We start from the raw sequence: 23394 nt of genomic DNA on the forward strand, positions 1-23394 counted from the left end.
ATCTCTTTGAAAATGCCATTATTCCTGTCACTTTAAGAAAATTCTTAAACCAATATTCCGATGCCCTGGAGATCATTGCCGGATTGATTCATCGACAAAGGCTGCTCCGTTTCTGACCACCCCTGTGATATTGAACACAGACGTCGCGCATGCAGAATGCCAGCGCTATTTCACGTCCTGTATTGTGCAATATCCAGAATGCGTTTCGGCAGCCTCTTTCAGGGAAAGTAAAAATGGCAATGAGGATATACAGGCAACGATTCACTACCAGGCCGGCAAGCAGGCCGCTGCGCCTGCTCGCCCTGGCGTTGCTCTTGCAAGGCTGTGTCGCCACGGCCCATGCATGGACCGTCGTGGTGGACAGCGCCGCCGACGCAAGCGGCCCGTGCGCCAGCACCGGCCTGGGACCCTGCTCCCTGCGCGACGCCATCACCTACGCCAACGCCAACCGCAACAAAGGGGGCGACAACCGCATCGAGTTCAGCATCGGTGCGGGGGGAGAGCAGACCATCGTCACCCAAAGCAACTGGAATGGCAGCCTCATGCAGCCCATTGCACCGGCCACATCGCTGACGGTGGACGCCAGCACGCAACCCGGCTATGAGGACCACTTGCCACGCCGCCCCCTGATCACGCTGCAGGCAGGCAGCTCCGAGTTCGGTATAGGGCTTGAGCTGGCAGGCGCCATCACGGTGCGCGGTCTGGCGATAGGCGGCTTCAGCACGGCCCTGACGGTGACCGGCGACGGCAACACCGTGCTGGGCTGCCATATAGGCGTTGACGCATCGGGAACGGTCGCCATGGGCAATCGCAGCAACATTATTGTCAACTCCGGCAACCGCAACCGCATCGGCAATCTGGATATTGGCGGGCGAAATGTCATTTCCGCGGCGGAAAATTCCGGAGTATGGCTTTCCTGGCCGGGCGTCGGTACAGAAAACATTATTCAGGGAAATTACATAGGCACCGATATCACCGGCAATGTGGCGCTGGGAAACCAGGGAAACGGCATCAGCGTGGCATCCGGATTTACCGGCACGCTGATCGACAGCAACCTCGTCTCCGGCAACGTCAGGGAAACCGGTGGTTCATCCGGGATTTCCATTTCCGGCTCGCACACGCTGGTGACCCGCAACCGCGTCGGAACCAATGCAGCCGGCACGGCCATGATTGCCAACAATGGGCCAGGCATTGCCGTATTCTTTTCGCCGGAAGGCGGACATCGCATTGGCACAGGCCCTGAAGACGGCAACCTGGTTGCCGGAAACAAGGAAACGGCCATTGAATTGAATGGAAACTACGCCGCACGCAACTCGAATACCCTGATTGCCGGGAATATCGTGGGAACCAGCCTGGATGCCAGCACCATGCTGCCCAATCAATGGGGCATCGTCATCAAGGATTCAGACGAGGTCACCGTGCGCGGAAACATCGTCGGTGGCAGCAAGGCGTCCGGCATACAGTTCCAGGGCGCCGGCAAGAACAACCTCGTGCAGGGCAACTACGTGGGCGTCAGTCCCCAGGGAACCGCCCTGCCCAATGGGGAAGGCGTTTCCTTTTTCCAGAAGGCCCATGACACCCTGGTCGGCGGTGACGACGCGGCACATGCCAACGTGATTGCGCACAACAGGCTGTTCGGCGTGGGATTGCGGGGGGACGAAGTCAAGGGCGTCTCCATGCTCGGCAATGCCATCTACGGCAATACCGAGGGAGGCATCGCACGAACCAGCCTGGCCAACGGAGATCCTGCCGATCCGGTGCTGCTCACGGTGACGCCCGACGGCCTGTCCGGCACGCTGGACAGCGTCGCCAATGAGAGCATGCGCATCGAGTATTTCTCGACGCCCAGGCTGCCCGACGGGCTGGTGGAGCGCGCCGCCGGCAAGGTTCTGCTGGGCTCGCAGACCGTGACCACCGATGCCTCCGGCCATGCGCCCTTGGCGTTCAAGGGCGCCATGCCCCCGGGCGACCAGGCCGCTGTCACGGCGACCGCCACCCGGATTTCCACCGGTGACACCTCGCGCTTTTCCAACGCGATGGCGGCCAACGCCGCCCCCGTGGCGCTGCCGCAAGCCGTCACGACGCCGCAGGATACGGCGCTGTCCATCACCCTTGCTGGCACGGACTTCGAGTCGGACCCGCTGCGCTTCGAGATCACCACCGGCCCCGCCCATGGCGGCATCGGCGGCTTCGATCCCCAGACGGGCACGCTGGTTTACACGCCGGCGGCCGGCTACTCCGGGCCCGATACCTTCGCCTTCACGGTATCCGACGGGCACCAGAGCGCTGCCGCACCGGCAGCCGTGTCCATCGAGGTGGTCGCTGCCGATCCTCCCGACCCGGGCCCGGGCACCGATCCCGATCCCGATCCAGGTCCGGGCACGGACCCAGGGCCCGGTGCCGGCCCCGGAAATGTCCAGGCCGTTCCCGGCCTGGGCAAGGGCGGCATGCTGGCGCTGCTGTGCGGCATGGCCTATCTGGCCAGCCGCAGGATGAGGAAAAGGCAGGCCTGAGCCTGCAGCGGGCGCAGAGGTCCCCGCGCAAACGTCAGGCCGGCAGCCAGCGCAGCCAGCTCGGCCGCCAGGTCAGGGTGAAGGCAATGGCCAGGGCGGCAGCGGCCAACGTCATGATCCAGACCAGGGAGGCCATGGAGGCATGGTCCACCGCCAGGCACAGTCCCAGCGAGGCGGCCAGGCCTGAGGCGCCCAGCCAGCGCAGCAGCCTGACCTTGCCATCGGGCTGGGGCGTGTCGCCGTGCACCTGCTCCCAGTGCACGTCCTTGGCCAGGGCAAACCAGCCCATGCCTGCCAGCGAGGCGGCAAAGGCGGCGGCCAGCAGCAGTGCGTCCATCAGTCCCTCAGACATGGGCCACCTCCGCGGCGCGCGAGGGCATGGCGGGCACGGCGCGCGTCTTGAGCTTGCGCGCCACCACCACGGCCAGCACGGCGCTGGCCAGCATGAACAGGTCCACGCCGGCCACGGGCCAGTAGCCCGCGCCCAGGGTCTTGAACAGGTGGTCGCCCGTGGTCAGCCAGTTCAGCAGCACGGCCGTGACGGCCATGGCGGCCACGGCCCAGCACTGCTCGCGCCAGGCGGGATTGGGCAGGCCCCGGGCCACGGGGGCGCTGCGCACAAAGGCATGCGCCATGGCCAGCAGCCAGGCGGCCCAGAAGAAATAGCGCTCCATGTCGCCCCGGCCCGGCCAGCCCTGGGGCATGGCCTCGGGCAGCAGGCGGTTGGAAATCAGCATGCCCAGGGCGGCCACCAGCATGCCGGTGACGGTGGTGACGGCCAGCGCATCGACCACGCGCGCGCCCTGCACGCCCTGCTTGGCGTGCTGCTTCTTGCGCTTTTCCACGAAGAAGACGAAGCCGGTGGCAATGCAGGCGCAGCCGGCCAGGCCACCGAGCACGTACAGCCAGCGCAGCAGCCAGTGGCGGAAGTGCTGCAGGTGCAGGCCGGTGAGGAAGGTGTTGAGGCTGTCCACGGCCGTGCGCGGCGGGTCTTCCCGTAGCAGCGCGCCCGTGCTGGCCTTGAAGTGGATGCCCTCGCCCGTGAGCGCGATGCGGTCGGTGCCGGCGCGGTAGACGCTGACGTAGCCATTGGCATCGCCCACATGGGTGACGGACAGGAAACCCACGTCGCCGGCCATGCCCTTGGCGGCCCAGCGGCGCTGCGCCTCGGCCACCATGGCGTCCACCGAGGCCACGGGCGCGGCCACGCCGGCGCGGTCATGCGGCAGGCCGGTTTCCTCGGCCTCCATTTTTTCGTGCAGCTCGTGCAGCGGCTCCAGCTGGGTGTGGGTGATGGGGAAGTAGATGCCCGCAAAGATCACCAGCCCCGTGAAGGCGAAGAAGAAGTGGAAGGGCAGCGCCACCACGCCCGTCATGTTGTGCAGGTCCAGCACGCTGCGCTGGGTGGCCTTCTTCGGACGGAAGGTGAACAGCTCGCGGAAGATCTTGCGGTGCATGACCACGCCGCTGACCAGGGCCACCAGCATGATGAGTGCGGCAAAGCCCACGATCCAGTAGCCAAGGCCCATCCAGTTGAGCGTCAGGCTGTAGTGCAGCGGGTAGAAGAACTGGCTGCCGATCTTGAGGTGGTCGTCCGGCAGGGACTCGCCATTGCGCGGGTCGATGGTGCGCATGGCCCAGATCAGGGTCTCGGGCTTCTTGGCGTTGGCCACCTCGTAGCCGGCGAACAGGCCCAGCACCGGGTCGCGGTGCGTGGTGTAGGCGCCCCAGCGCTGGGGCGTGTCGAAGCGCTCGGGCAGCGGGCCGTTGACCTCGCCGCGCATGGCCTCGCGCGCCTGGGCGTTGGGCTGCATGGACTCGAAGACCGGCTTGAGGATCTGGTCGTACGAGGGCATGGGCGTGGGCTCGAAGCGCGAGGCCGGAATGGCCCAGCGGTCGATCTCGCGGTCGAACACCGACAGCGCGCCAAAGAAGAACGCGGCCATGAGCACGAAGCCGAGCACCAGCCCGAACCAGGTGTGCAGCCAGGCCATGGAAAGGCGGAAATTCTGGAACATGGGAAGCAATCTCCGGATCAGGGCAGCAGCATCTGCTGGAGCAGCGATGCGCAGCCGGTCATGACAATGCCGCCACCGGCCAGCACGGCCCAGACGCGAGGGAGGCTCTGGGCGGCAAAGGCCCAGAGGAACACCGTCAGAAACACCAGGAAGCCGAGGATGTAGCCCAGATGCTCGGCATCGTGGAACTCCATTCCGGCGGCAAACATCAGCACCACGCCCAGGGCGATGAAGCCCCAGGTGAAGGCATAGCCGCCGAAGACGGCAGCTGCAATGCGAACCAAAATAGTTTTCATTTACACAGAAAAATACAGTTGTGCACCAAGTTCTCGGGGCGCATTATCCCCGAGGGTTGTTAAAACCTGTAATCGGCTGTGGTCTGTGGCGCCTGTCTTCTGTGCGTGGCGTCTCTATGCAGGCTGGCCTGCCGCCTGCGCCTTGGCCTGCGGCGCAGAAGGCTTGAGCGTGGGCGGCGCGAACTGGAAGGTGTGGGCGCTGGCGCCCGGCCAGTAGAGCTTGAACACGCTGTGCTGCTTGTCCAGCGGCCCCAGCAGCGCGCCGGGCTCCACGCGCAGGACCAGGTTGGCCAGCTGCCGCACCTCGGTGTCGGAGATGCGCCGCACGATGTGGTGGGACGTGATGTCGCAAGGGTGCTCCAGGCCCGCAGCCTGCACCAGCTCCTGCAGCGCATGCAGGGTCTTGTCGTGGAAGTTGGCCACGCGCGTGGCCTTGTCGGGCACGACCAGGGCCTTCTGGCGCGCCGCGTCCTGCGTGGCCACGCCCGTGGGGCAGTGGCCGGTGTGGCAGTTCTGCGCCTGGATGCAGCCCAGGGCCATCATGAAGCCGCGCCCGGCATTGCACCAGTCGGCGCCCAGCGCCATCATGCGCGCGATGTCGAAGGCCGTGATCACCTTGCCGGCCGCGCCGATCTTGATGCGGTGGCGCAGGCCCACGCCGATCAGCGTGTTGTGCACCAGCAGCAGCCCTTCCTGCAGCGGCACGCCCACGTGGTCGGTGAACTCCACCGGCGCCGCGCCCGTGCCGCCCTCGGCGCCATCGACCACGATGAAGTCCGGCGTGATGTCCGTCTCCTGCATGGCCTTGACGATGGCGAACCACTCCCAGGGATGGCCCACGCAGAACTTGAAGCCCGTGGGCTTGCCGCCCGACTTCTCGCGCAGGCGGGCGATGAAATGCATCATCTCCACCGGTGTCTTGAAGGCGCTGTGGCTGGACGGGCTGATGCAGTCCACACCCACGGGCACGCCGCGCGCGGCGGCGATCTCAGGGGTGACCTTGGCGCCCAGCAGCATGCCGCCGTGGCCGGGCTTGGCGCCCTGGCTGAGCTTGATCTCGATGAGCTTGACCTGCGGGTCGGTGGCGTTGGCGATGAATTTTTCTTCGTTGAAGCTGCCATCGTCGTTGCGGCAGCCGAAGTAGCCCGAGGCCACCTCCCAGATCAGGTCGCCGCCGTGCACGCGGTGGTGCTGGCTGATGGAGCCCTCGCCCGTGTCGTGCGCAAAGCCGCCCATCTTCGCGCCCTTGTTCAGCGCCAGGATGGCATTGGCCGACAGCGCGCCGAAGCTCATGGCCGAGATGTTGAAGATGCTGGCGCTGTAGGGCTGGGTGCAGGGCGAGGTGCCTTCATCGGCGCAGCCGATGGTGATGCGGAAATCATGCGAGGCCAGCCTGGTGGGCTGCATGGAATGGTTCACCCATTCGTAGCCCTGGGCCGTGACATTGAGCTGCGTGCCCAAGGGGCGGCTGTCCGGGTCGCCCTTGGCGCGCTGGTAGACCAGGGAGCGCTGGGCGCGCGAGAACGGCAGCGCCTCATGGTCGGACTCGATGAAGTACTGGCGCATCTCGGGCCGGATGAACTCCAGCAGAAACCGCAGGTGGCCGATCATCGACGCTGTAGCCTTGACTATGAAGCTAGTAAAAACTACCTTTGTTATCTATGACTTATACACAGCCGCCACGAGCACCAGAGCTAACACTACTGGAGGTTCACCTCCGCCGGAAGCATGGTGGCGCGGAGAAATACAGCTGTTCAGTGTTCACAAAAGACGACATGGTTTGGGGTACTGGATGGTTTTTCGAGGCCGTTAAGGCCATCGCCGATAGCAGCAGTCGCGCAGCGCCCATCAACGCCCACATCGTTCCTCACCTCAAGGCGGTGCTGCCCCGAATAAAACATCTCAAAGAATGGAGGGTTCTTCAGAAAACTTCCCCAGAAAAAATAACCGCTAAGGCAGTGTTAGAGCTTTTCAGAGTAGTAGAAAACCAGTACCCCCTGACTGTTTCGACGGCAATTAACAGTCAGCTTATTAGCTTCCGTGCTGTTGTCCGAGATGCGTTAAGAGCCACCGGACAGTTCTCAGAATCCACTAAGCTTGACAAGAAGCACAAGAAATCTCTATCAGTTGTTCAAAAAGGAAGAGGCACTATCAGCGACATGCTCGACAGTCACAGCCCTATTCCCGAACCGATATCCGCATTAAATCACTCAAGCCCTAAAGACCTAATAACGAGGTCAATACTAAAACGCGAGGCAACTATCGAGCGACTGAAGACAAGCTGTTCAACTTGTTTTGAGCGTTTCAAGAACGAGTGCGCGTGGATAGAAGCTTTGCGGACCATGGATATTTCTCCAGAGACAATATCGAAATTAAGCCTTTTGATTGGCACACCGCAGAGGACTAATGACAAGCGGAGGCATTTTGCCTACGATTACCCGACCGAAATTAAGCTAAGCGCTTTAATTCAATCCGTGAGCAACGAGCCCCGCCTAATCACAAGAGAAGAGCAAAGCAACTATAGACCAATACTCTTCGACGATGTGCAGCGTCTTATATTTGAGAAAATTCATGGAATCCGACAAGGCTTTTGGCAGGTTATTACTCACAAACATATTGGGAATACGGACATTTTGTATGCATGCATACTTACCATTCAAATTAGAACTGCCTGGAATATATCTTCTGTACTAGAGTTAAGAAAAAGCAACATACTGCAATTAGAAGGCGGAATTCTCATTCAGGGGGCCAAAGGGAAAACCGAGGACAAAACCCCACCTTATCTAGTCTCCCGTCAAGATAAGGACGCAGTTTTTGCGATTAATTTTCTTTTGACACGACATGATTACCTAAACCGAAGTGGTGTCATAGTCAATGACGACAGGCTATTTATCAACTATTACACGGGTAAGATGTATTTTAGTTGGGGCCTTGTAATCAAGAATTTCCAAAAGTATAACAACCTCCCGCTTTACACATCCGAACAAGTTCGCAATGAAATATTAGCCTATGAATCCGCTAAAGCCGGCCCAATCGCTGCCGCGAGGATGGCGGGGCATGCGAATATGGCAGTGATTAGTACATATTCAGAAGACCATAGTCAAAAGGAACTCAACTCTGCTCTAAATTTGCAGTTTCAAAAATCATTGGCAGCAGACATTGAGAAACAAACCGCCTACAGTGAACACCGCGAGAGGCTGTGGCCTACCTTAAGAAATATCGGTGACGGCGCAAGTTGCTCCAATCCAGAAATTCCACCAGATATGGATTGGTTAGATGGTAACGTCTGCAAAGCGGAAAATTGCCACGCAAATCATGGTTGTCCAAATCGAAAAATAATAATAACCATAACAACTATGAGAGAGGTTGCACTGACAGTTGCTTACTATAAAATTTCTTGGGGTCGATTAATGTCAGAAAATCCAGCAAGGTTTGAGAAAGTTCACTTACCCAGAATGGTCTTCAGTAGAATTTTGGAGCAGGTATGCACGACGGGTCCATACGCCGCTAGATATGCTCAGGTGAAAACCACGATTGACAAGGAATTATCTTGAAACCACTAGTAGAAACAAAAATAGTAGGAAAAAAGAAATCCAGTCATCCAGACATTCCCCCACAGGAATTTAAAGAGCAAGCTAAACCGGGTCGCAAACTGACCGCACGACTTGGCAACACAATAGTATTCTTCTCGGAAGCTTATGGAGATAAGCTATGCGTTGACTTGGAAAGAATTTTGATGCCACCGTCCGGTTTGTATCCAGAAGCACGCCCTATTACATTTTATCCGGCAGTAGTTGAAACTGTTGTGAAAATATCCAACTCTCTTGCAGAAAGGTCGATAGAAACAAAGAGTGTCGTCAAATTTTTATATAGTAGACTCCAATTCAACATAAGAATTATTCAGTACGGCTGGATGAATGGAATTTATCATCCGAACGCGTGGAGAATGGATGATTTTACTCTTTTCCTTAACAAGTACAACACTGGTGGCTGGGCATATGTTTTTGGAACTAATTCAAAAAATGTTTACATGCATGATAAGGGGGAAATATTTGGAATACCTGGACCCATGGACGTCAGCCCTAGCGGCAAAGGAATCCGCGCTTCTAAAAAGGAGACGCTAGCACTAGAAGATACTCAAACCATTGCAGGCATATTACCTAACGAGGAATTACAGGGTAGGCCGCCAGAGAAAAACAAGCGATATACCTATGGAACAATTATGGTATTTATTATCGCTTGCAATGATTTCGCTGATGGCGCGAATCTAAGCTACAAACCATTTCCTGCGGCCAAAAAGATTGCAATGGAGCTCGGGAGAGCCTCAAGAAGGAGCGAAACAGTCAGTGCAAAAAATCTCGCAAGTTTGATGCAAACATCCTACGTATTTTATATAAAAATTCGCGAGCCACTTTTGGCGACACTGCAATTACAGAGTAAGATTTTCTTACAAAATCCAGAATTCAAGTTAATAGATGCTGCGAGCCTTCTGCTAGCCAGTCCGGAATTACACTCGTTGCTCAGTGTAGTGCCTATTGCAACACATAAGGAACTCAATAGTGGGACGCAGATTTTTAATATCATCTACGCCATATTAAATGCTTTTCATGCGGCGAGCTTCTACATGGTAGGCTTTATGAATGCACGTCGACCTGATGAGCTTGTTCATAAAACTGTAGGTGTACGGGATTCCGACATTGTTTGCATAAGTGCACAGCAGGACTTGTACAGAGTGTTTTTTTACATTGAGAAAGGTGCGAAAATAAGAGTTCCATATTTTGTTAACAAGTTGACATATCAAATTCTTAATGACCTCTTGAAAATATCAATATGCGGCACAGAAACCAAAATAAGCAAATCAGTATTTTCATATATTGATTATCGTGAACGCCCGCATTATGTAGGCCATTTTGCTGCAAGAGGTAATAACCCTAAAACTGGCAATCTAGCGCGTAGAGCAGCGCTTGAGAATTTGTGCCCCGCGTATGCACGGCCACACGAACCACGTTCGATGCGAAGAGGCTATGCCATGATGTATCAATACCGATATATCTACCCATCGATTCCCGCACTCCAGCAGCAGCTCGGGCATCAGCGGGCACAGGAAACGTTCGCGTACATCACAAATGCGTGTGAGCCTGTCGAAAAAATAGAAGAACTGTTCGGACCTCTAGATGCGTTCCAGCAAGCTGGATATGCAAATGACCTTCAAGAGCTTGCGGAAGAACTGGAGGTAGTAGGTCACGAGAGACTGATTGAACTAGTGCAACTGGTTATTGAGGATGACCCGACAGTCGTTGGTGGGTTTAGCAAGATTATTAGAAGATATCATCGAAGCATGCTCTCGTATGTTTCGTATGCCGAGATGGATAACCTCAGAAAGGCTCGGGCTATCGCGCAAGCGCTCAAGCGTCGTGGGCACGCTGTTGAAGCCAAATCTGATGGAGACTGTTGGCGTGGCATCTCCAATTCACGACATTTGGGGAGGTGTCAAGAACCTGGTGCCGTAGGTGCTAGACATGAGAACGCTACAGCAGAACTTTGCAACAGCTGTGCTTTCCATACATCATTTAATGAGCACACTGCAAACCTTATTGCTGATGAGGCAGGTCTTATTCAAAGACTCGAAAAATTGCCACCACACACATTGCTCGCAAGCCAATTGCAGAAGTCGTTGAGCGCGGTTCGCCGAGTTATTCAGACTCGCTGTGAAACCAGAGGTAGGTGCATAGGATGAACGGTAAGAGCAATAATATTAAGCGCCGAGTCAAGCCAGCGGTTGCGGATAGGAACGCAGATGCGGCATTGCGGAATTTGATGACCAAAGTATCTTTGCTAAGGACTGGTCTTGAATTGGCTGGCCCTATTGCCGGTGTAGATAGGGCTAGCCTTCTTTATCATTTACCACGGACGATGCGGCAATTCAATCTTTGGCATAGCGAGCTTCTGCCTCCAGAGTTGGTAAATTTGATGCCTGGCTTTCGAAGCAATACTCAAAGGACGTTAAACAAGAATGCAGAACAACTTGAATTGCTGGTAGAGGCACTAAAGGTGCTAGATGCGCTATCTGTTCAGACCAAGCCAAAAAAGCTACAGACAATAGCATCGTCTAAGCAGGAAGCCAGAGAGGCTCAAATTTTGAAACGAATTGCCATACGAGAACTCGATGCTGAACGCGAAATCAGCATTATGCTACGGGGAAGGCTTGAAGCCCTTAATGCTCGATACGATACTCTTCAAAAGGAAGCTGCGTCTGCGCTTGAAGGGTTGCTTGAAGAAAATTTAGAAATGCGTGGAAAACTAGGAATTGATATCTCATTCCCGAGCTCCAAAGCAAAAATTTTACTGCTGGACTTAACCAAGAGAAAGAAATCATAATGAGACGAGCAAGAACTACAGCAGCGAATATTCGCATTGAAAAAATAGTGGTCAATAAAAATACTAGATTTTATGTTTTCGATACGGCATCTGAGCGAGAAATTCGAGATGTGACGGACTATGGTCGAAGCAAGGAAACCATAAGCCCTCTTACCGTGGAGAAACAGTTATTTCACATCATCAGAATATTCGAATTCTGTAGAGCGACTGGAAATGATGTACGTTCTTTGACAATTTCGGTCCTTCGGCTATATCGCGACTGGGAGTTGAAAGCAACTAGAGCAGACCATTCTCATCGAGGCCATGAACCTACTGCTAAGCGCACAGTGAATGCAAAGTTGGTAAGCATTCTGGATTTTCTGTGGTGGATGAAGCAAGAAAAGAGATGGTCCCTTGAGCATTTTCTGTTTCCTACTAAGTCCAAGGCATCCAGCACGAATCGTGACGGCTGGAAACGGAAAGGTTCACAATTATTCTTCGAAGGCGTTGAAGCAAATTCCAAACACAATGTGCAAATAGCTCCAACCGCTGCCGGTATGGCGAAGATTCTTGACGACGTTTCTCTTTCTGCGATAGATGACTTTGCCGCACGCCGCAATATGCTCATGGCATCTTTAGTGCATAAAGCCGGATTTCGGGTGGGGTCATTGAATTCTTTGACTGCAAGCCAGTTCCCTAATACTATTCTTAACGCAGAGAACGATTACATTCATCGCGTAAGCCCATCTGCGCAGAAAAGAAATTATAACAACGAGGTTCTTATCCCATTAGAGGTTGCTATTGAAGTGGTTAATTTCTTACAGGACCAGCGTGCACCACTGATTATGAGGAAGAATGGTGGCAAAGACATCAGTAAAGGGATGCTATTTTTGTCTTCTAGAGATGCAGCGCCTTTGACCAATAGGGCAATTACAGCCATTTTTAGCGATGTTATGAAGCAATCGGGTCTAAAAAAAGGAACTTCCATACACTTTATTAGGAAGGTGTTCGGCACAGATACAGCACAGGTCGATATTCACAAACGGATTAAATACGGGCTTGATTTACGAGCGGAAGCGGTTCTCGCAGATACGGCTTTGGCTTTAGGGCAATCAAACCCCGCATCAGCTATGCCATATGTAATGACCGCCACTTCTGAAGTTCTCAACCGCATTACCTCTGCCGAAGAAGGAGAAATGAAGCGTATCAGAATAAAAAATTTAGAACTGCAGGAAGAGAATCGAAGATTGCGAAAACAAATCAGTGAATCTGGGTCGGACTCTTAAGTTCGAACGCTGAGCGTTCCTTGAACATGTCTGCATCGGAAGCAGTTGGTTTCATGCATTCGTAAGGTAACCACGATAGATTTAACAGCAGTTCGTTGCTACTGACGATTCCACTAGAGTTCTACTTTATCCGCACCATGCTCGAGCAACACGGGCAAAAAAGTTCTTTGTTTTTTTGATGTTGCCCCCGTATTTCCGGCCCCGCACTATTCGCAATAAAGCGCCTGCTCAGCCCCTGCAGCATGTTGCCGCCTGAACTCCCGAGGCGAACGCGTTTTCAGCGAGGAATGCGGATGCACCTCGTTGAAGTCCTCGAAGGCTGCTGGCAATTGCGCCAGCATCCTCTGCGCGTCACGCGGGTCCATGCGCGCCACATAGTCGCGCTTGAAGGTGTTGACGAAGCTCTCGGCCATGCCTTTGCTCTGCGGTCTGCAGACGGGGGGCGTGTTGATGGGCTTCAGGCCCAGCGCGCGTGCCAGTGCACTCGTTTCGGCGGCGATGTAGGCACCGCCGTTATCGCTCAAGAATTCCAGCGCATGGGCAGCCGGTCCAGCCGAGACGCCGTCCTACCGAGCTACCAATGACACGCTCATGCCACGGTCTTAGGTTTGACGCCCCGGCACCGCATACACTGGTCGTTCACGACTAGCTGTTCTGACTCGCTATGCCTAGTCATATACACAGTCCTGCCCCTATCTTCAAAGATAAGCGATAGGAGGGAGCCGGAGACCCAGTGGGCCGCCTCAGCCGGAGAACCAGGGACTATCTCAGATAGGCAAGCCCTTTCCTGACAGCTAAGTCCTACTTAGGCAGCCCGTACCGTGCTGCAGCACTTCAAGCAGGCAAGTCACTTTTGCGTGAGCTCCTAGCCGACCCAAGTGCAAACCTTTAGCATGGCCGCTCGTTGCGACCTGCAGCTGCAGCCATCTCAGCCAGGTAAGGCGCCCGCTGGTGTGATTCGTGTTCGGGCTGGACAATCAAGAAGTCCTCGCGATTCTTGCCAACAATCCACGTTGGAGGCTTCCCGCGGCCTGTCCACGTTTTCCCCGTGTCAGGGTCTTGGTACTTTGCCTCACCTGCATTTTTATCTTTGAGCGGGACGAGCGGGAAGACTTGCTGCATCGTGAACCCAAACTCGCTGACGAGCTCTTGCACGCGTCGCAGCGCGGCGGCCGACTCACCTTTTCTTGCTGTTGCAATTTCTGCGTCGAGCGCAGCCTTGGCCGCGAGCAGCTCTTTCAAGTTCATGTTTCTACCTTGTATGTTTGTGAGCACTTCGTTGCACTCAATCATGAATTATCGAGCCTTCTAACCGCTGAACGGATGCACGCTAAGCAAATCACCATCAACGCTCACACAGGCGTAGCACAGGCCCACGAGGGGCAGGAATCACACAACCTCGTCACACCTGCAGGACGCGAGCAGACTGTCGGGCGGCCATACTTCACGCCCTTGGTGAGGCCCTCCCAGGCACCTCGCCAGCGATACGGCAACAGGTCATGTACCAAGGTTGCCCGTTGGGTTGGCCATGGACAGTGGCCCCTTGCGCAGTTCGACCTTGAGCTTGGTCCAAACGGTCTCAGCATCGGCGTTGGGCAGGCGTAACGCGATGAACGCTGGCATCGAGTTGATGGGGCTGGTGTGCTGGGCGGCTGGACGCGCTTACGACCTCTATCTCACGCCCACTCTGCAAAAGGCAGACCTCGTGCACGCACCGAGCCGTGAGCAATAGTGCAAGCTGCCTACTTGGTAACTGCGAGAACTTGGACACGCACTTCAACGACACGACCGGCATTTCCCTGCACCAGCCGGCTTGGTGTGTGACCACTCCCACGCAAAAACACCTTCGAGGTGTCTAGCCCGAGGTCATCCACAAGAAAATCACGCGTTTCTTCAGCTCTAGCAACACTCAAACGTTCGTTCAGCACTGCGGAGCCCGATGCGTCGGTGTAGCCGGTCAGTTGGACTCGATAATCGAGTTCGTTCATGAGGCCACTGAGTTGCGCTTTCAGCGATGCTTTCGCAGCATCACTCAACTCCGAATCGTTCAAGGCGAACTGCACCTTAAAGCCCGCAACAGCAGTCCAAGTAGGTGGCTGAACTTTCGGTAAACCTTCGACAACAGGCGGTTTTGGCAATATTTCCAGAGTCCGCTCAAGCATGGCGCGTAAAAGCGCCATCTCTTGCTGCGTACTTTTAAGCTGAGCCGACAGCAGCTCACTGTCCACAGACAAAACTTTGCTGTAATTGATGAATATCGCGTCAAGTTTGAAACGAAGGTCGTCATTAGAAGTTTTAGCCGCAGCTTTCAAAATCTCTTCTGTCGTCGGAACCGGCGAGGAGGCGCCTCCACGCAGTTTTGAAAGCTGTTCAGTCGATTTTCTGAGACTCTCCAGATTCTCTTTCAACTGTTTTTGTGCCTCAGGCGATGTATTACCCTGCGCTGACTTGACGCTGGAAATAATGTACGAATTTTGTAAATTAGCCCAGTCATCGGACGAAATTTTGCCGGTCGCGTATTGTCGGCAGAGATAGTCCAACTGAATGAGCCTCTCGCTCGCCTCTCCACTGAGCACTACTCCAGTGGATGCCCAATGAAATCCAAGTTTGGCGACCACAGCCGCGAAGTTTCCACCAATGTTGTAGTTCTTCCGGATGAGGCTTGTGATATCTGTGCATTGTTCGCGAACACGCCGTTCTGCCTCTGTAGGTCCCCATAACGTGCCGCATCCGGTCAACACCAGCGTAGCAACGGATGCAAAGGAAAACTGCCAAACCTTGCTTATTCGGCTGAAATAGATGCCGCTCATTGTTCACCTGCCAACGTCGCGGCAGAAGCCGTCTCGGATGCAGGCATGGCTGGTGATACTGGAGTTGGTACAGTTGTCTTGCAAATCTCCATCTCCGTACTTGTCTTTGAACTTGAATACTGCGTAGCTTGGACGTTTCTGGCTTGAGTCCATAACTTCATCTTTGCATCGCGAGAGCCATTCCTGACAGATGAGACGTAGGCCACCAAGGCTGGCCGGAGGGCCGCCGCGTAGTATTGAATGCCTGCTTCATTGTCCATCAGAGCTGAGCGAACGAAACCAGCGCACGCGTTGATTGGTAGTCCGTTGTATGTTGCGGTGGCGTATAGCCCTCCGCTGGTCGCTACAAGAAAGTTATCCGTCGGAATTTTTTGGACAAAGCTGGCTAGCGCCTTCTCGTCGGCGGTGAGGTCCTTCTTGTCATTGAGAGGACTCGCTGCCAGCCCGGCATCCGTACTCTTATTCCACGCATCCGCAAACCTGACGGCAGCATCATTCATTTGTGCTTTAACCTCAGACCAAGCATCCAACAGCGCCGCCCGCCTCTCTTCGCTCGGCTTGCTTTTGTCGATGGCCTTCGTGACATGACAGTCGTAGGCGCTCAAAACTTCGTCCAGCACTGTTGGTGCCGTCGCAGAGAACATCCGACGAACAAAATCTGCAGTCAGTCTGGCGTCACCAGGGGAAATGCTTTGCAGTCCCTCGGGAACTGTAACTGTGATTTGTCCTTTGGCTTGTTTGAGTGCGACGGAATACGGAGTCGGCCCACAATCTTGAGCCGACACCCTCAAAGAAAGCGTGGCTAGCACGGCTATGGCTAGAACTTTGAGCATCATTCTTTCCCTCTACTTTGGAATTAAAGCTGAAGAAGTACGAATGGATTTTTCCCCTTCGTGACGTAACCCACTCACCCGAATGGTGTGAGGATGCACGCTGTTTTCAGGGTCATTTCAATACCCTGGCATTTACCCTCAACTCTTGCAGTCTTGGCGGGCAGCCCCCGACACAATGTCGTTGATTTGAGCGCCGAGAGTTCGCATAACCATTCTCATCTATTAAGCCAGCGGCAAACTCATCTTGACAAGGGGGTGCGGGGGCTAGCCTAGCGGCTGCTAGGGATGCGGCCACAGCTCATGTACCAGCTATCCCGTTGGGTTGGTAGACCGTTTGGCGCAGCGACTGCACCATCTCACGCAGTTCTTCTGCTTTCAGATGCAAGAGCGTGTTGGTCGCAACGTCCATGGGGCACAGTCTGCCCAATCAACCCTGCGCAGCTATTGGCACATCTCCCGATTGATGGCCACCGCCACGTCACGCGTCAGATGAGGGTGATAACCCCGGCCTCACTGAAGCGCTGCCACGGCAAGCCCAGCACCAGAGCATCGAGCTGCTTGCGTTGGAAAAATTGCTGCGCCGTGCACTTGTGACCATCGCGGGCGGGCTTCTGGGATTCATCTGAATCATCGCCATGTGTACCTTAGGCATAGGGACGCTGCTGGAGTCATCAGCGCACTGGCTGACCGCGCTCAAGTGGTTGGGTGGGGCGTACTTGGTCTGTGGTGGTCTCCTCCTATCGATGTGTCGTTCACTGACGCGGTGAACGCCCAGCCACGTCGATGATGAAAACATCGCCGAGGGCAAGACGTTTCCGGGTAAGTACAGGCGGTATGTACTTCCACGTAAAGGCAAAGCCTCGTCTCACCATCTGGGACATCTGAATCGGTTGTCTCTCGGGCCTTCTTGAGCCAAGCGGTAGCTCATCTCACAATTTCCCCCAAGCTGGCGAAGACCAGTCACGTCTCTGGTTTGCGCCTAGACGCACTGGCTTCGCCGCGCATGTCGCTCCGTCCGCCGCTCTCAACAAACAATCCCAATGGAGACATGTCTCATGCTGCGGAACCGACAGCTTTATCTCATCCTTGCACTCATTACCGTCGTTCTGGCCTTCAGTACAGGGGACCGAGCAACGTTGTCCGTGGCTGGCTCTGGAATGGCCAAGGAGCTGAATCTGGCCCCTGTGCAGATGGGCTGGCTCTTTTCATCATTTGCTTGGGCCTACGGGCTCGCGCACATCCGCTCGGCCACGGTCACCAGTATGGTGGCTTCACGTATGGGGTTCGCAGCGCACTAATTGCAGCGGGCAGCAACCCCCGATGGAAGCCTTGGTCGACTTCGCACAGAATCTGATGACCGGCGGCAGCCCATTCTGATTCGACCAAACTCTCTCCGCTCCGCAGGTCATCGAGAATCAGGAGCGGCTCCCCTTGATGATGAGCCTCAAGCCACCTAGCAATCGCGACCTGGCGGGAGACGCCTAGGTCTGCTGGTGCGTCCCAGTGAATGTGCAAGTTGTCGGCCACCGCGCCAAGGCTTGTACGTTTGAAGACCTCAACAAAATGCTGCCGGTCAAAAATTTCGAGCCAACTACTCGTGAGCACAACGTTAGGTCGGCACTGCGTCATCAACTCTTGCAGTGCTCCAACTGCCGTAGCTTGGAACAGCTTCTTCCAAATGTCCTTGGGCTCATCGTTAGGCCGCGATAGCGCACCGCGTGCGTGGTAAACACCGTACGGGTTCGAGAGACACAGTACGTCATCAATATCGAGAAGCAGCAGCCCGCGCGGGGAGGTCTCTGAGGCGTGCATGTGGTTCGTCGCTTTCTAAATTTACAAGCAGGTCGGGAGTTTAGGGCCACTGTGCGCGAAAGCGGGCAGGTAGCTGCCTGGACAAGTGTTTAGCCACAGTCGACGCTCTAGTTGCTCGTGACCCTAGGCCGTTGGCAAAAACCCGATGCTCTCTGAGACGGGGCCTCCTGGCCTACCGGCGATGGTTGCACGCCTCATTCCTCTTGTGACCCTCGTGCTACGCGCAGGCTTGGTACAGGAAGAGAGAGAACAAAGAAGTCTTGGGCTGCTGCCGCATTTCTGACAGTTTTTTGCGCGCAGCGAATCGAACCAATAATGGCCATCCAGTCCTTCTTGGCTCTTTATTATCAATAAGCACCGTAAAACCCCCCCACCTTCTAGCAAGCACTCGCAAACATTTCTTCCTGGAAAACACCTGTCCTTGGAAGCCCATTAGAGAAAGCGCCAAGCTTGCATTACCTTTGTACGTGACTGGACAGGCATCTCACAATTTCTCCAAATCTACAAAATTTCGAGTTACACGTATTTCTACGGAATTGAAAGTATCCCTGACACCTGTAAGCTCATGCGAAGTCAGCCCTTCAGCATAAACAATCAAATTTCTCAACTTCGGGAAAAGCCTAATCGGGAGGAAAAACAGGTGTGGCACGACAACGAGACAACCGTCGACTATTTGAACTTTGGCGTCGTAGCAGACGCGTGTGCCAAGCTGCTCCAGCAAGCCCGAGGAGAACCTATCTCGGTAGGCGTCTCCGGTGGCTGGGGAGCTGGGAAGACCTCGCTGGTAAAGATGGTGGCAGCGCGTCTTGAGGCTCTTAACAATCCCGTAAAAAACACTTATGTAGTTGTCACTTTCAATCCTTGGCTGTACCAGGACTTCGATAGCGCCAGAAACGCGCTGCTACAGCTAGTGGGTGACGAGGTTCTTGCTCAGGCACGAGCCAACCAGGAACTCTACGACAAGGCTAAGGCACTTCTAAAGCGCATAAACGTTTTACGACTTGTGCAGCTTGGTGGCGAGGCAGCAGCCACGTACTTCACCGGGGTGCCGGTTGGCTTGGTTGGACGTGCGATGAAGCGTTTTGGCCTCATCGGAGAAGGGAGCGAAGCTGCCGAGGCAGGAAAAAAAGAGGCTGACATTGGACTCATCAAGCCTGCCGAGCCGCTGTCACTGCCAGGCGAAATTCAGGCTTTCCGTCAGGCGCTGGAAGCACTGCTTGAGGAGTTGAAAATAACCTTGGTGGTCTTCGTCGACGACCTAGACCGATGCCTTCCCAAGACCGCCATCTCGACTCTTGAGTCCATTCGGCTGCTGCTGTTCATCAAGCGCAGCGCCTTCGTTGTAGCCGCTGATAACGACTTCATCAAAGGCGCCGTTCGAGTCCACTTTGCCGGCACTGGCATCAAAGATGAAGTCGCAACGAACTACTTCGACAAACTTATTCAGGTTCCGCTGCAAGTTCCTCGTTTGGGTGTCAACGAGTCGAAGGCATACATCGCGTTGTTGCTCATGCAGCGAGCAAGGGATGACGAGGTTTTTACCAAGCAGGCGTTCGATATCGCACTGGAAGCCGTGTCGGCAAGGCTTCGCGAAGCTTGGCGAGGCGACGCTGTGACGCTCGACTTCTTGGAGTCCCTGGTGGGCGTGGGCGACAAGCACATGGTGGACCTGATGAAGTTGGCCGATGGACTCGCGCCACTGTTGACAAGGTCACTCGCGGTCAACGGCAATCCACGGCTGATGAAGAGGTTCCTCAACACCGTCTTCCTTCGTGCCAGCCTAGCCCAACCTCAAGGCATTGAACTGGACCTGAAAGCACTGGCCAAGTGGCATTTGGTCGAGCGCTGTGCACCTGAACTTGCTGCAGCACTATCGAATTTGGTGACATCCGAGTCTGATGGGCGAGTACCCATCTTGAAGGCTGCGGAGGAAGCGAGTGCGGCTCAGAAAGAACTGCCGACCCCGTTTGACTCGCCGGACCCGTTCGTTATGCAGTGGCTGCAGCTCGAGCCCCCGCTCGGGGATGTCGACCTTCGTCCGTTACTCCATCTGAGTCGAGACACTGATACACGGGACTTTGGGGTGGATGAGTTGACTGCTGTCGGTAGAGCGCTACGCGACGCACTGGCAGCGGCTACTGCAGCCAACGCACCGCTGTCAGAAAACATCTTTAAAGCCGGGCAAATCCAAGCTGGCTTGGCGATGGCCAGAGCCTGGAATCTTCAATCGTCCAAGCGCACTTGGGCCGGGGCAGCTGACGTGCTAGTGCTCATCGAAACTTGCAAGGTGTTCCCTCAGCATGGTGCATTGGCAGCCGAGCTACTGGGTACAGCACCGCCTGGCTCCGTTGGCGCCGGAATGGTTCCAGTGCTTTCGAATCAGCTGTGGGCTAAACCCGTGCTCGCGTCTTGGGCAGCACATGCGGATAGCAGCCCAAGATTGAAGCGTGCTCTTGAGCAAATGGACAAAAGAGGGAACTGATGGGAACTTCTACTTCATGCAAAGGCGGCGGCCCACGCTCACCTTTCGACCCTGAGTGGTTAGATAGTCCTGCTGGCGGCGCCGGGGGCGGCGGCGGAGGTGGCGGAGGAGGCACCGGCGATGGAGGCGGGAAAAGTGATGGCGCCAGCGACGCACCAGACGGCAATGCAGCACCGGAATCGCAGTACCCCCCGATGAACCCAGCGAGGCGCTTGGCGGGGGCGCGAGGCGCCTTGGCGGGAGCGTTGCGAGGCGGTGGCGGTGGGGATATCAGGTCAGCGGCCAAGAGGATGGTTAGCAGAGGGATGGGAGGTCCAGCACGGGCTGCTAGAACAATGCGAGCAACAGCTCAAGGAGCTGGCGCACTGGGTCAATTCTTGGCCCAAGCTCGCGACGGTTCAGACCAGTCCGTTGTCAATTGGGTTCAGCGTATTCGGGCTGCAAGTCTGGCACCCGATGACCTCGTTCTTGAGGTCATCAAAGCTGTCATTCCTGACTCAGGAAGCATTGATGAAGACTCGCTGCGCAATGCTGCAGCTGAAACTTTTTCCATGCTGTTCGAAACTTCACCAGAGGTCGACCTTTTCAACCTGACCGACCAGCAAATCGCAGACGTCATAGGCTTCACGATAGGAAATGACATCTGCAACCGCGTCGACCTGCTGCTGGGTCAGACCTATGAAAAGTTGAAGTACACACCCCAGGATGTACAGCTTGTTCGGAACGAAATTCGCGAATACGTGCATGGCCTGGTCCGACTTGAATTGGACAAGCTGGGGCCGCGTCCCATGGATGCTCATGGCCTTGCTCGTGATGTTCTCGCTGCAACTTTGGAGGTGTTTGGCGAATGAAAATACTCTGCACCAGCGCTGACAGCCTGCCAGCGAAATTTCAGCCGGATGAGCAAGCGTTCTCGTTCTTCAAGAGTGCAGGTCGGGAAGGCGTCGGAAACATTGCCAACACTTGGAAGCGCGCGCTGAAGCGGGATGGCTTCGCACCCGATGCAGCAACGTGGGACTTCGTACAGTTCTGCTTGGCGGCCTGCGCAGCAGACTTGGCATGCCCCAGAGCTACGAGCGCAGATGGCTGGACTCGTGTCATCGAGCTTACCGTCGGTTTGCATGAGCCGTTGCGGTGGATTGGCTACGAAGAGCATCTGGCCAACATGCTAAAGCTCCTCACAGGCGACCACTGGACCATTCGCTTACTGGGGGGCGGGGAAGCTCTCCCCGCAGGTACAGCGACCGCTGTTCCTCACGACTGTGTTTGCCTGCTCTCAGGAGGACTCGATAGCTTGGTGGGTGGCATCGACCTGGTTACCGAAAAACGGCGCCCTGTCTTTGTGTCGCAGCTTGCCCATGACGACTCGCCACGGCAGATAGCCTATGCCAAAAGACTGGGAGGGCCCAACTCGCATTGGCAATGGAGTCATGGCATCACGTTCAAGGGGCAGCGCGAGCCGTCAACGCGAGCCCGGTCGCTTGCCTTCTATGCTTTCGCGGTTTTGGCGGCGTCTCGGCTTTCGGGTGAACGCGTACAAATTTTCGTTCCTGAGAATGGTTTCATCTGCATCAACCCGCCCCTGGTACCTGGTCGTGTCTCGAGCTTGAGCACGAAGACAACTCACCCTCAGTTCATCGCCATGATGCAGACGCTGCTGGATGGGTTGGGCGTCAAGGTTGTTCTAGAGCTCCCTTATCGGTTTAAGACCAAGGGGCAAATGCTTGAAGGGTGCCTGGATAAGGACCTCCTGGATGAGCTTGCTTCCACTACAACAAGCTGTGGACGCTTTCGTACGTACAACAGAACGCACTGCGGCCGATGTGTACCTTGCATGATTCGTAAAGGTGCCTTCCACGCTTGGGGACCAGGGCGCGACAGAACAACTTATGTCCATGAATCCCTTGCAGAATCAGACAAGTCGTCTGGACCCGATGATGCAATGGCAGCAGCTCTGGCGGTGCTCAGCGTGGAGAAGCAAGGACTCGACCGCTTCCTTGGCGCTACCCTCGGCTTCGCGGACGCAGCTGAGCGCGCCTCCTATCGCAAAGTCCTGGGCGACGGCTTATCTGAGGTTGAGGCGATACTACGGAGGGACGGCGTTCTCTGATGGATTTTCACTGCCACCTCGACCTTTACCCGGGAGCGAAGGAAGTCTCCCGTGAGGCGTCACGTCGCAACGAGTTCACTTGGCTAGTAACCACCAGCCCACGCGCCTACGAAGCTACTTCGAGGGTTCTTGGGTGTCTTCCTCGTGTACTCATTTCGCCGGGCTTGCATCCTGAACTTGTCGGTGAACGTGCTGGCGAGCTGACGCTGTTGCTTGAGCAGATGGTGCGCTGCCGAGCGGTTGGGGAGGTTGGCATCGACGGCACGTACCGCTTCAAGCCCACTTTGATAGACCAGCGCAGGGTGTTTGAAGCCGTCGTGGCAAGAAGCAAGGAGCTTGGAGGGCGGGTCCTTAGCATCCATTCTCGTGGGGCGGTGAAAGAGGTCCTGCCTATTTTGCTTAAATACCCAGGCTTTGGAACAGCTGTACTCCACTGGTTTAGCGGGACTGCTTCAGAGATGGCGACGGCGCACCGTATGGGGTGTTGGTTCAGCATTGGACCGGCTGCATTTGCAAGTGCTGCTGGACGCTCGTTGATGACCAAGCTACCGCGCGACAGAGTCCTTCCTGAAACCGATGGGCCGTTTGCCTCCTCAGATGGAGTACCTCTACCGCCATGGAGCATAGAGAAAACCGCGGCGCTTTTTTCACCGATTTGGGACTGTTCTGCTGGCGAAGCCCAAGCCATCTTGGTGTCGAACGGGAGGCGGCTACTTGCCATCATGGGATGGCCGCCAGCAGCTTGATGGCCATGGTGAGACGTTTTGATTTGGCGATAGCTTTGCTGAGATGTCACCGCTTGCGGTCAAGCGAACTACTCTTGACCATGAGTGTGAGAGGGTTCGACCAGCAAGTGAAACGGACAGTTGCCTAGGCT

16 protein-coding genes and 2 pseudogenes are annotated in these 23394 nt (G+C 55.6%); 9 read left to right on the plus strand and 9 right to left on the minus strand.

The window, feature by feature from the left end; translation table 11 throughout:
* Positions 1-149 precede the first annotated feature (149 nt).
* Complete coding sequence (locus ACM14_RS08400) at positions 150-2513, plus strand: Ig-like domain-containing protein (protein WP_254662021.1); 2364 nt, start codon at positions 150-152, stop codon at positions 2511-2513.
* A gap of 34 nt (positions 2514-2547) precedes the next feature.
* Here the strand turns inward: ACM14_RS08400 and ACM14_RS08405 are convergent, their stop codons facing one another.
* The 4 genes and pseudogenes from ACM14_RS08405 to ACM14_RS08420 form a co-directional block, all read right to left on the minus strand.
* Positions 2548-2865 carry a DUF3325 domain-containing protein gene (locus tag ACM14_RS08405; protein ID WP_065345892.1) on the minus strand — a complete coding sequence of 106 codons (318 nt, stop codon included), beginning with the start codon at positions 2863-2865 and terminating at the stop codon, positions 2548-2550.
* Positions 2858-4531 (minus strand): PepSY domain-containing protein, encoded by a 1674-nt coding sequence (locus ACM14_RS08410; protein ID WP_013802943.1) that lies wholly within the window; start codon positions 4529-4531, stop codon positions 2858-2860. The genes ACM14_RS08405 and ACM14_RS08410 overlap by 8 nt, the downstream gene beginning before the upstream one ends.
* Before the next feature lie 17 nt (positions 4532-4548).
* Positions 4549-4827: a hypothetical protein gene (locus ACM14_RS08415; RefSeq protein WP_013802944.1), complete on the minus strand. Its 279-nt coding sequence runs from the start codon at positions 4825-4827 to the stop codon at positions 4549-4551.
* Positions 4828-4941: 114 nt separating this feature from the next.
* Positions 4942-6438, minus strand: a pseudogene (locus ACM14_RS08420) (FMN-binding glutamate synthase family protein); the annotation flags it as partial.
* 146 nt (positions 6439-6584) lie between these two features.
* Here ACM14_RS08420 and ACM14_RS31445 point away from each other — a divergent pair.
* Genes ACM14_RS31445 through ACM14_RS31460 form a run of 4 tightly spaced genes read left to right on the plus strand, consistent with a single transcriptional unit; the run spans position 6585 to position 12470 of the window.
* Complete coding sequence (locus ACM14_RS31445) at positions 6585-8381, plus strand: hypothetical protein (RefSeq protein WP_139093396.1); 1797 nt, start codon at positions 6585-6587, stop codon at positions 8379-8381.
* Positions 8378-10564, plus strand: coding sequence for a hypothetical protein (locus ACM14_RS31450; RefSeq protein ID WP_139093397.1), 2187 nt, complete (start codon positions 8378-8380; stop codon positions 10562-10564). Before ACM14_RS31445 ends, ACM14_RS31450 begins: the two co-directional genes overlap by 4 nt.
* Positions 10561-11205, plus strand: a complete 645-nt coding sequence (locus ACM14_RS31455; protein ID WP_139093398.1) for a hypothetical protein — start codon at positions 10561-10563, stop codon at positions 11203-11205. Before ACM14_RS31450 ends, ACM14_RS31455 begins: the two co-directional genes overlap by 4 nt.
* Complete coding sequence (locus ACM14_RS31460; RefSeq protein WP_139093399.1) at positions 11205-12470, plus strand: tyrosine-type recombinase/integrase; 1266 nt, start codon at positions 11205-11207, stop codon at positions 12468-12470. Before ACM14_RS31455 ends, ACM14_RS31460 begins: the two co-directional genes overlap by 1 nt.
* A gap of 206 nt (positions 12471-12676) precedes the next feature.
* On the opposite strand, the pseudogene ACM14_RS08425 reads toward ACM14_RS31460, so the two are convergent.
* The 5 genes and pseudogenes from ACM14_RS08425 to ACM14_RS32025 form a co-directional block, all read right to left on the minus strand.
* A pseudogene (locus tag ACM14_RS08425) lies at positions 12677-13003 on the minus strand (integrase core domain-containing protein); the annotation flags it as partial.
* Positions 13004-13358: 355 nt separating this feature from the next.
* Entirely contained in the window at positions 13359-13718 is a 360-nt protein-coding gene (locus tag ACM14_RS08430; RefSeq protein ID WP_065345942.1) for an H-NS family nucleoid-associated regulatory protein, read from the minus strand.
* A 494-nt stretch (positions 13719-14212) separates the two neighbouring features.
* On the minus strand, positions 14213-15280 hold the full coding sequence (locus tag ACM14_RS30535; protein ID WP_084027328.1) for an OmpA family protein: 1068 nt from the start codon (positions 15278-15280) through the stop codon (positions 14213-14215).
* Positions 15277-16116: a hypothetical protein gene (locus ACM14_RS31465; protein ID WP_139093400.1), complete on the minus strand. Its 840-nt coding sequence runs from the start codon at positions 16114-16116 to the stop codon at positions 15277-15279. Before ACM14_RS31465 ends, ACM14_RS30535 begins: the two co-directional genes overlap by 4 nt.
* A gap of 1251 nt (positions 16117-17367) precedes the next feature.
* Positions 17368-17925 (minus strand): HAD domain-containing protein, encoded by a 558-nt coding sequence (locus ACM14_RS32025; RefSeq protein WP_175403255.1) that lies wholly within the window; start codon positions 17923-17925, stop codon positions 17368-17370.
* Between the two features lie 565 nt (positions 17926-18490).
* Between ACM14_RS32025 and ACM14_RS08445 the strand changes: the two genes are divergently transcribed.
* From ACM14_RS08445 to qatD, 4 genes are all read left to right on the plus strand, one after another.
* Complete coding sequence (locus tag ACM14_RS08445) at positions 18491-20407, plus strand: P-loop NTPase fold protein (RefSeq protein WP_254662023.1); 1917 nt, start codon at positions 18491-18493, stop codon at positions 20405-20407.
* A gap of 377 nt (positions 20408-20784) precedes the next feature.
* Complete coding sequence (locus ACM14_RS32240; protein WP_217284927.1) at positions 20785-21258, plus strand: hypothetical protein; 474 nt, start codon at positions 20785-20787, stop codon at positions 21256-21258.
* Complete coding sequence (qatC, locus tag ACM14_RS08455) at positions 21255-22517, plus strand: Qat anti-phage system QueC-like protein QatC (RefSeq protein ID WP_065345896.1); 1263 nt, start codon at positions 21255-21257, stop codon at positions 22515-22517. Before ACM14_RS32240 ends, qatC begins: the two co-directional genes overlap by 4 nt.
* Positions 22517-23263 carry a Qat anti-phage system TatD family nuclease QatD gene (qatD, locus tag ACM14_RS30550; RefSeq protein WP_084027331.1) on the plus strand — a complete coding sequence of 249 codons (747 nt, stop codon included), beginning with the start codon at positions 22517-22519 and terminating at the stop codon, positions 23261-23263. Before qatC ends, qatD begins: the two co-directional genes overlap by 1 nt.
* Positions 23264-23394: the final 131 nt, after the last annotated feature.

The sequence above is a fragment of the Delftia sp. JD2 genome (genome assembly GCF_001682645.1).
GTDB classification, from domain to species: Bacteria; Pseudomonadota; Gammaproteobacteria; order Burkholderiales; family Burkholderiaceae_C; genus Comamonas; species Comamonas acidovorans.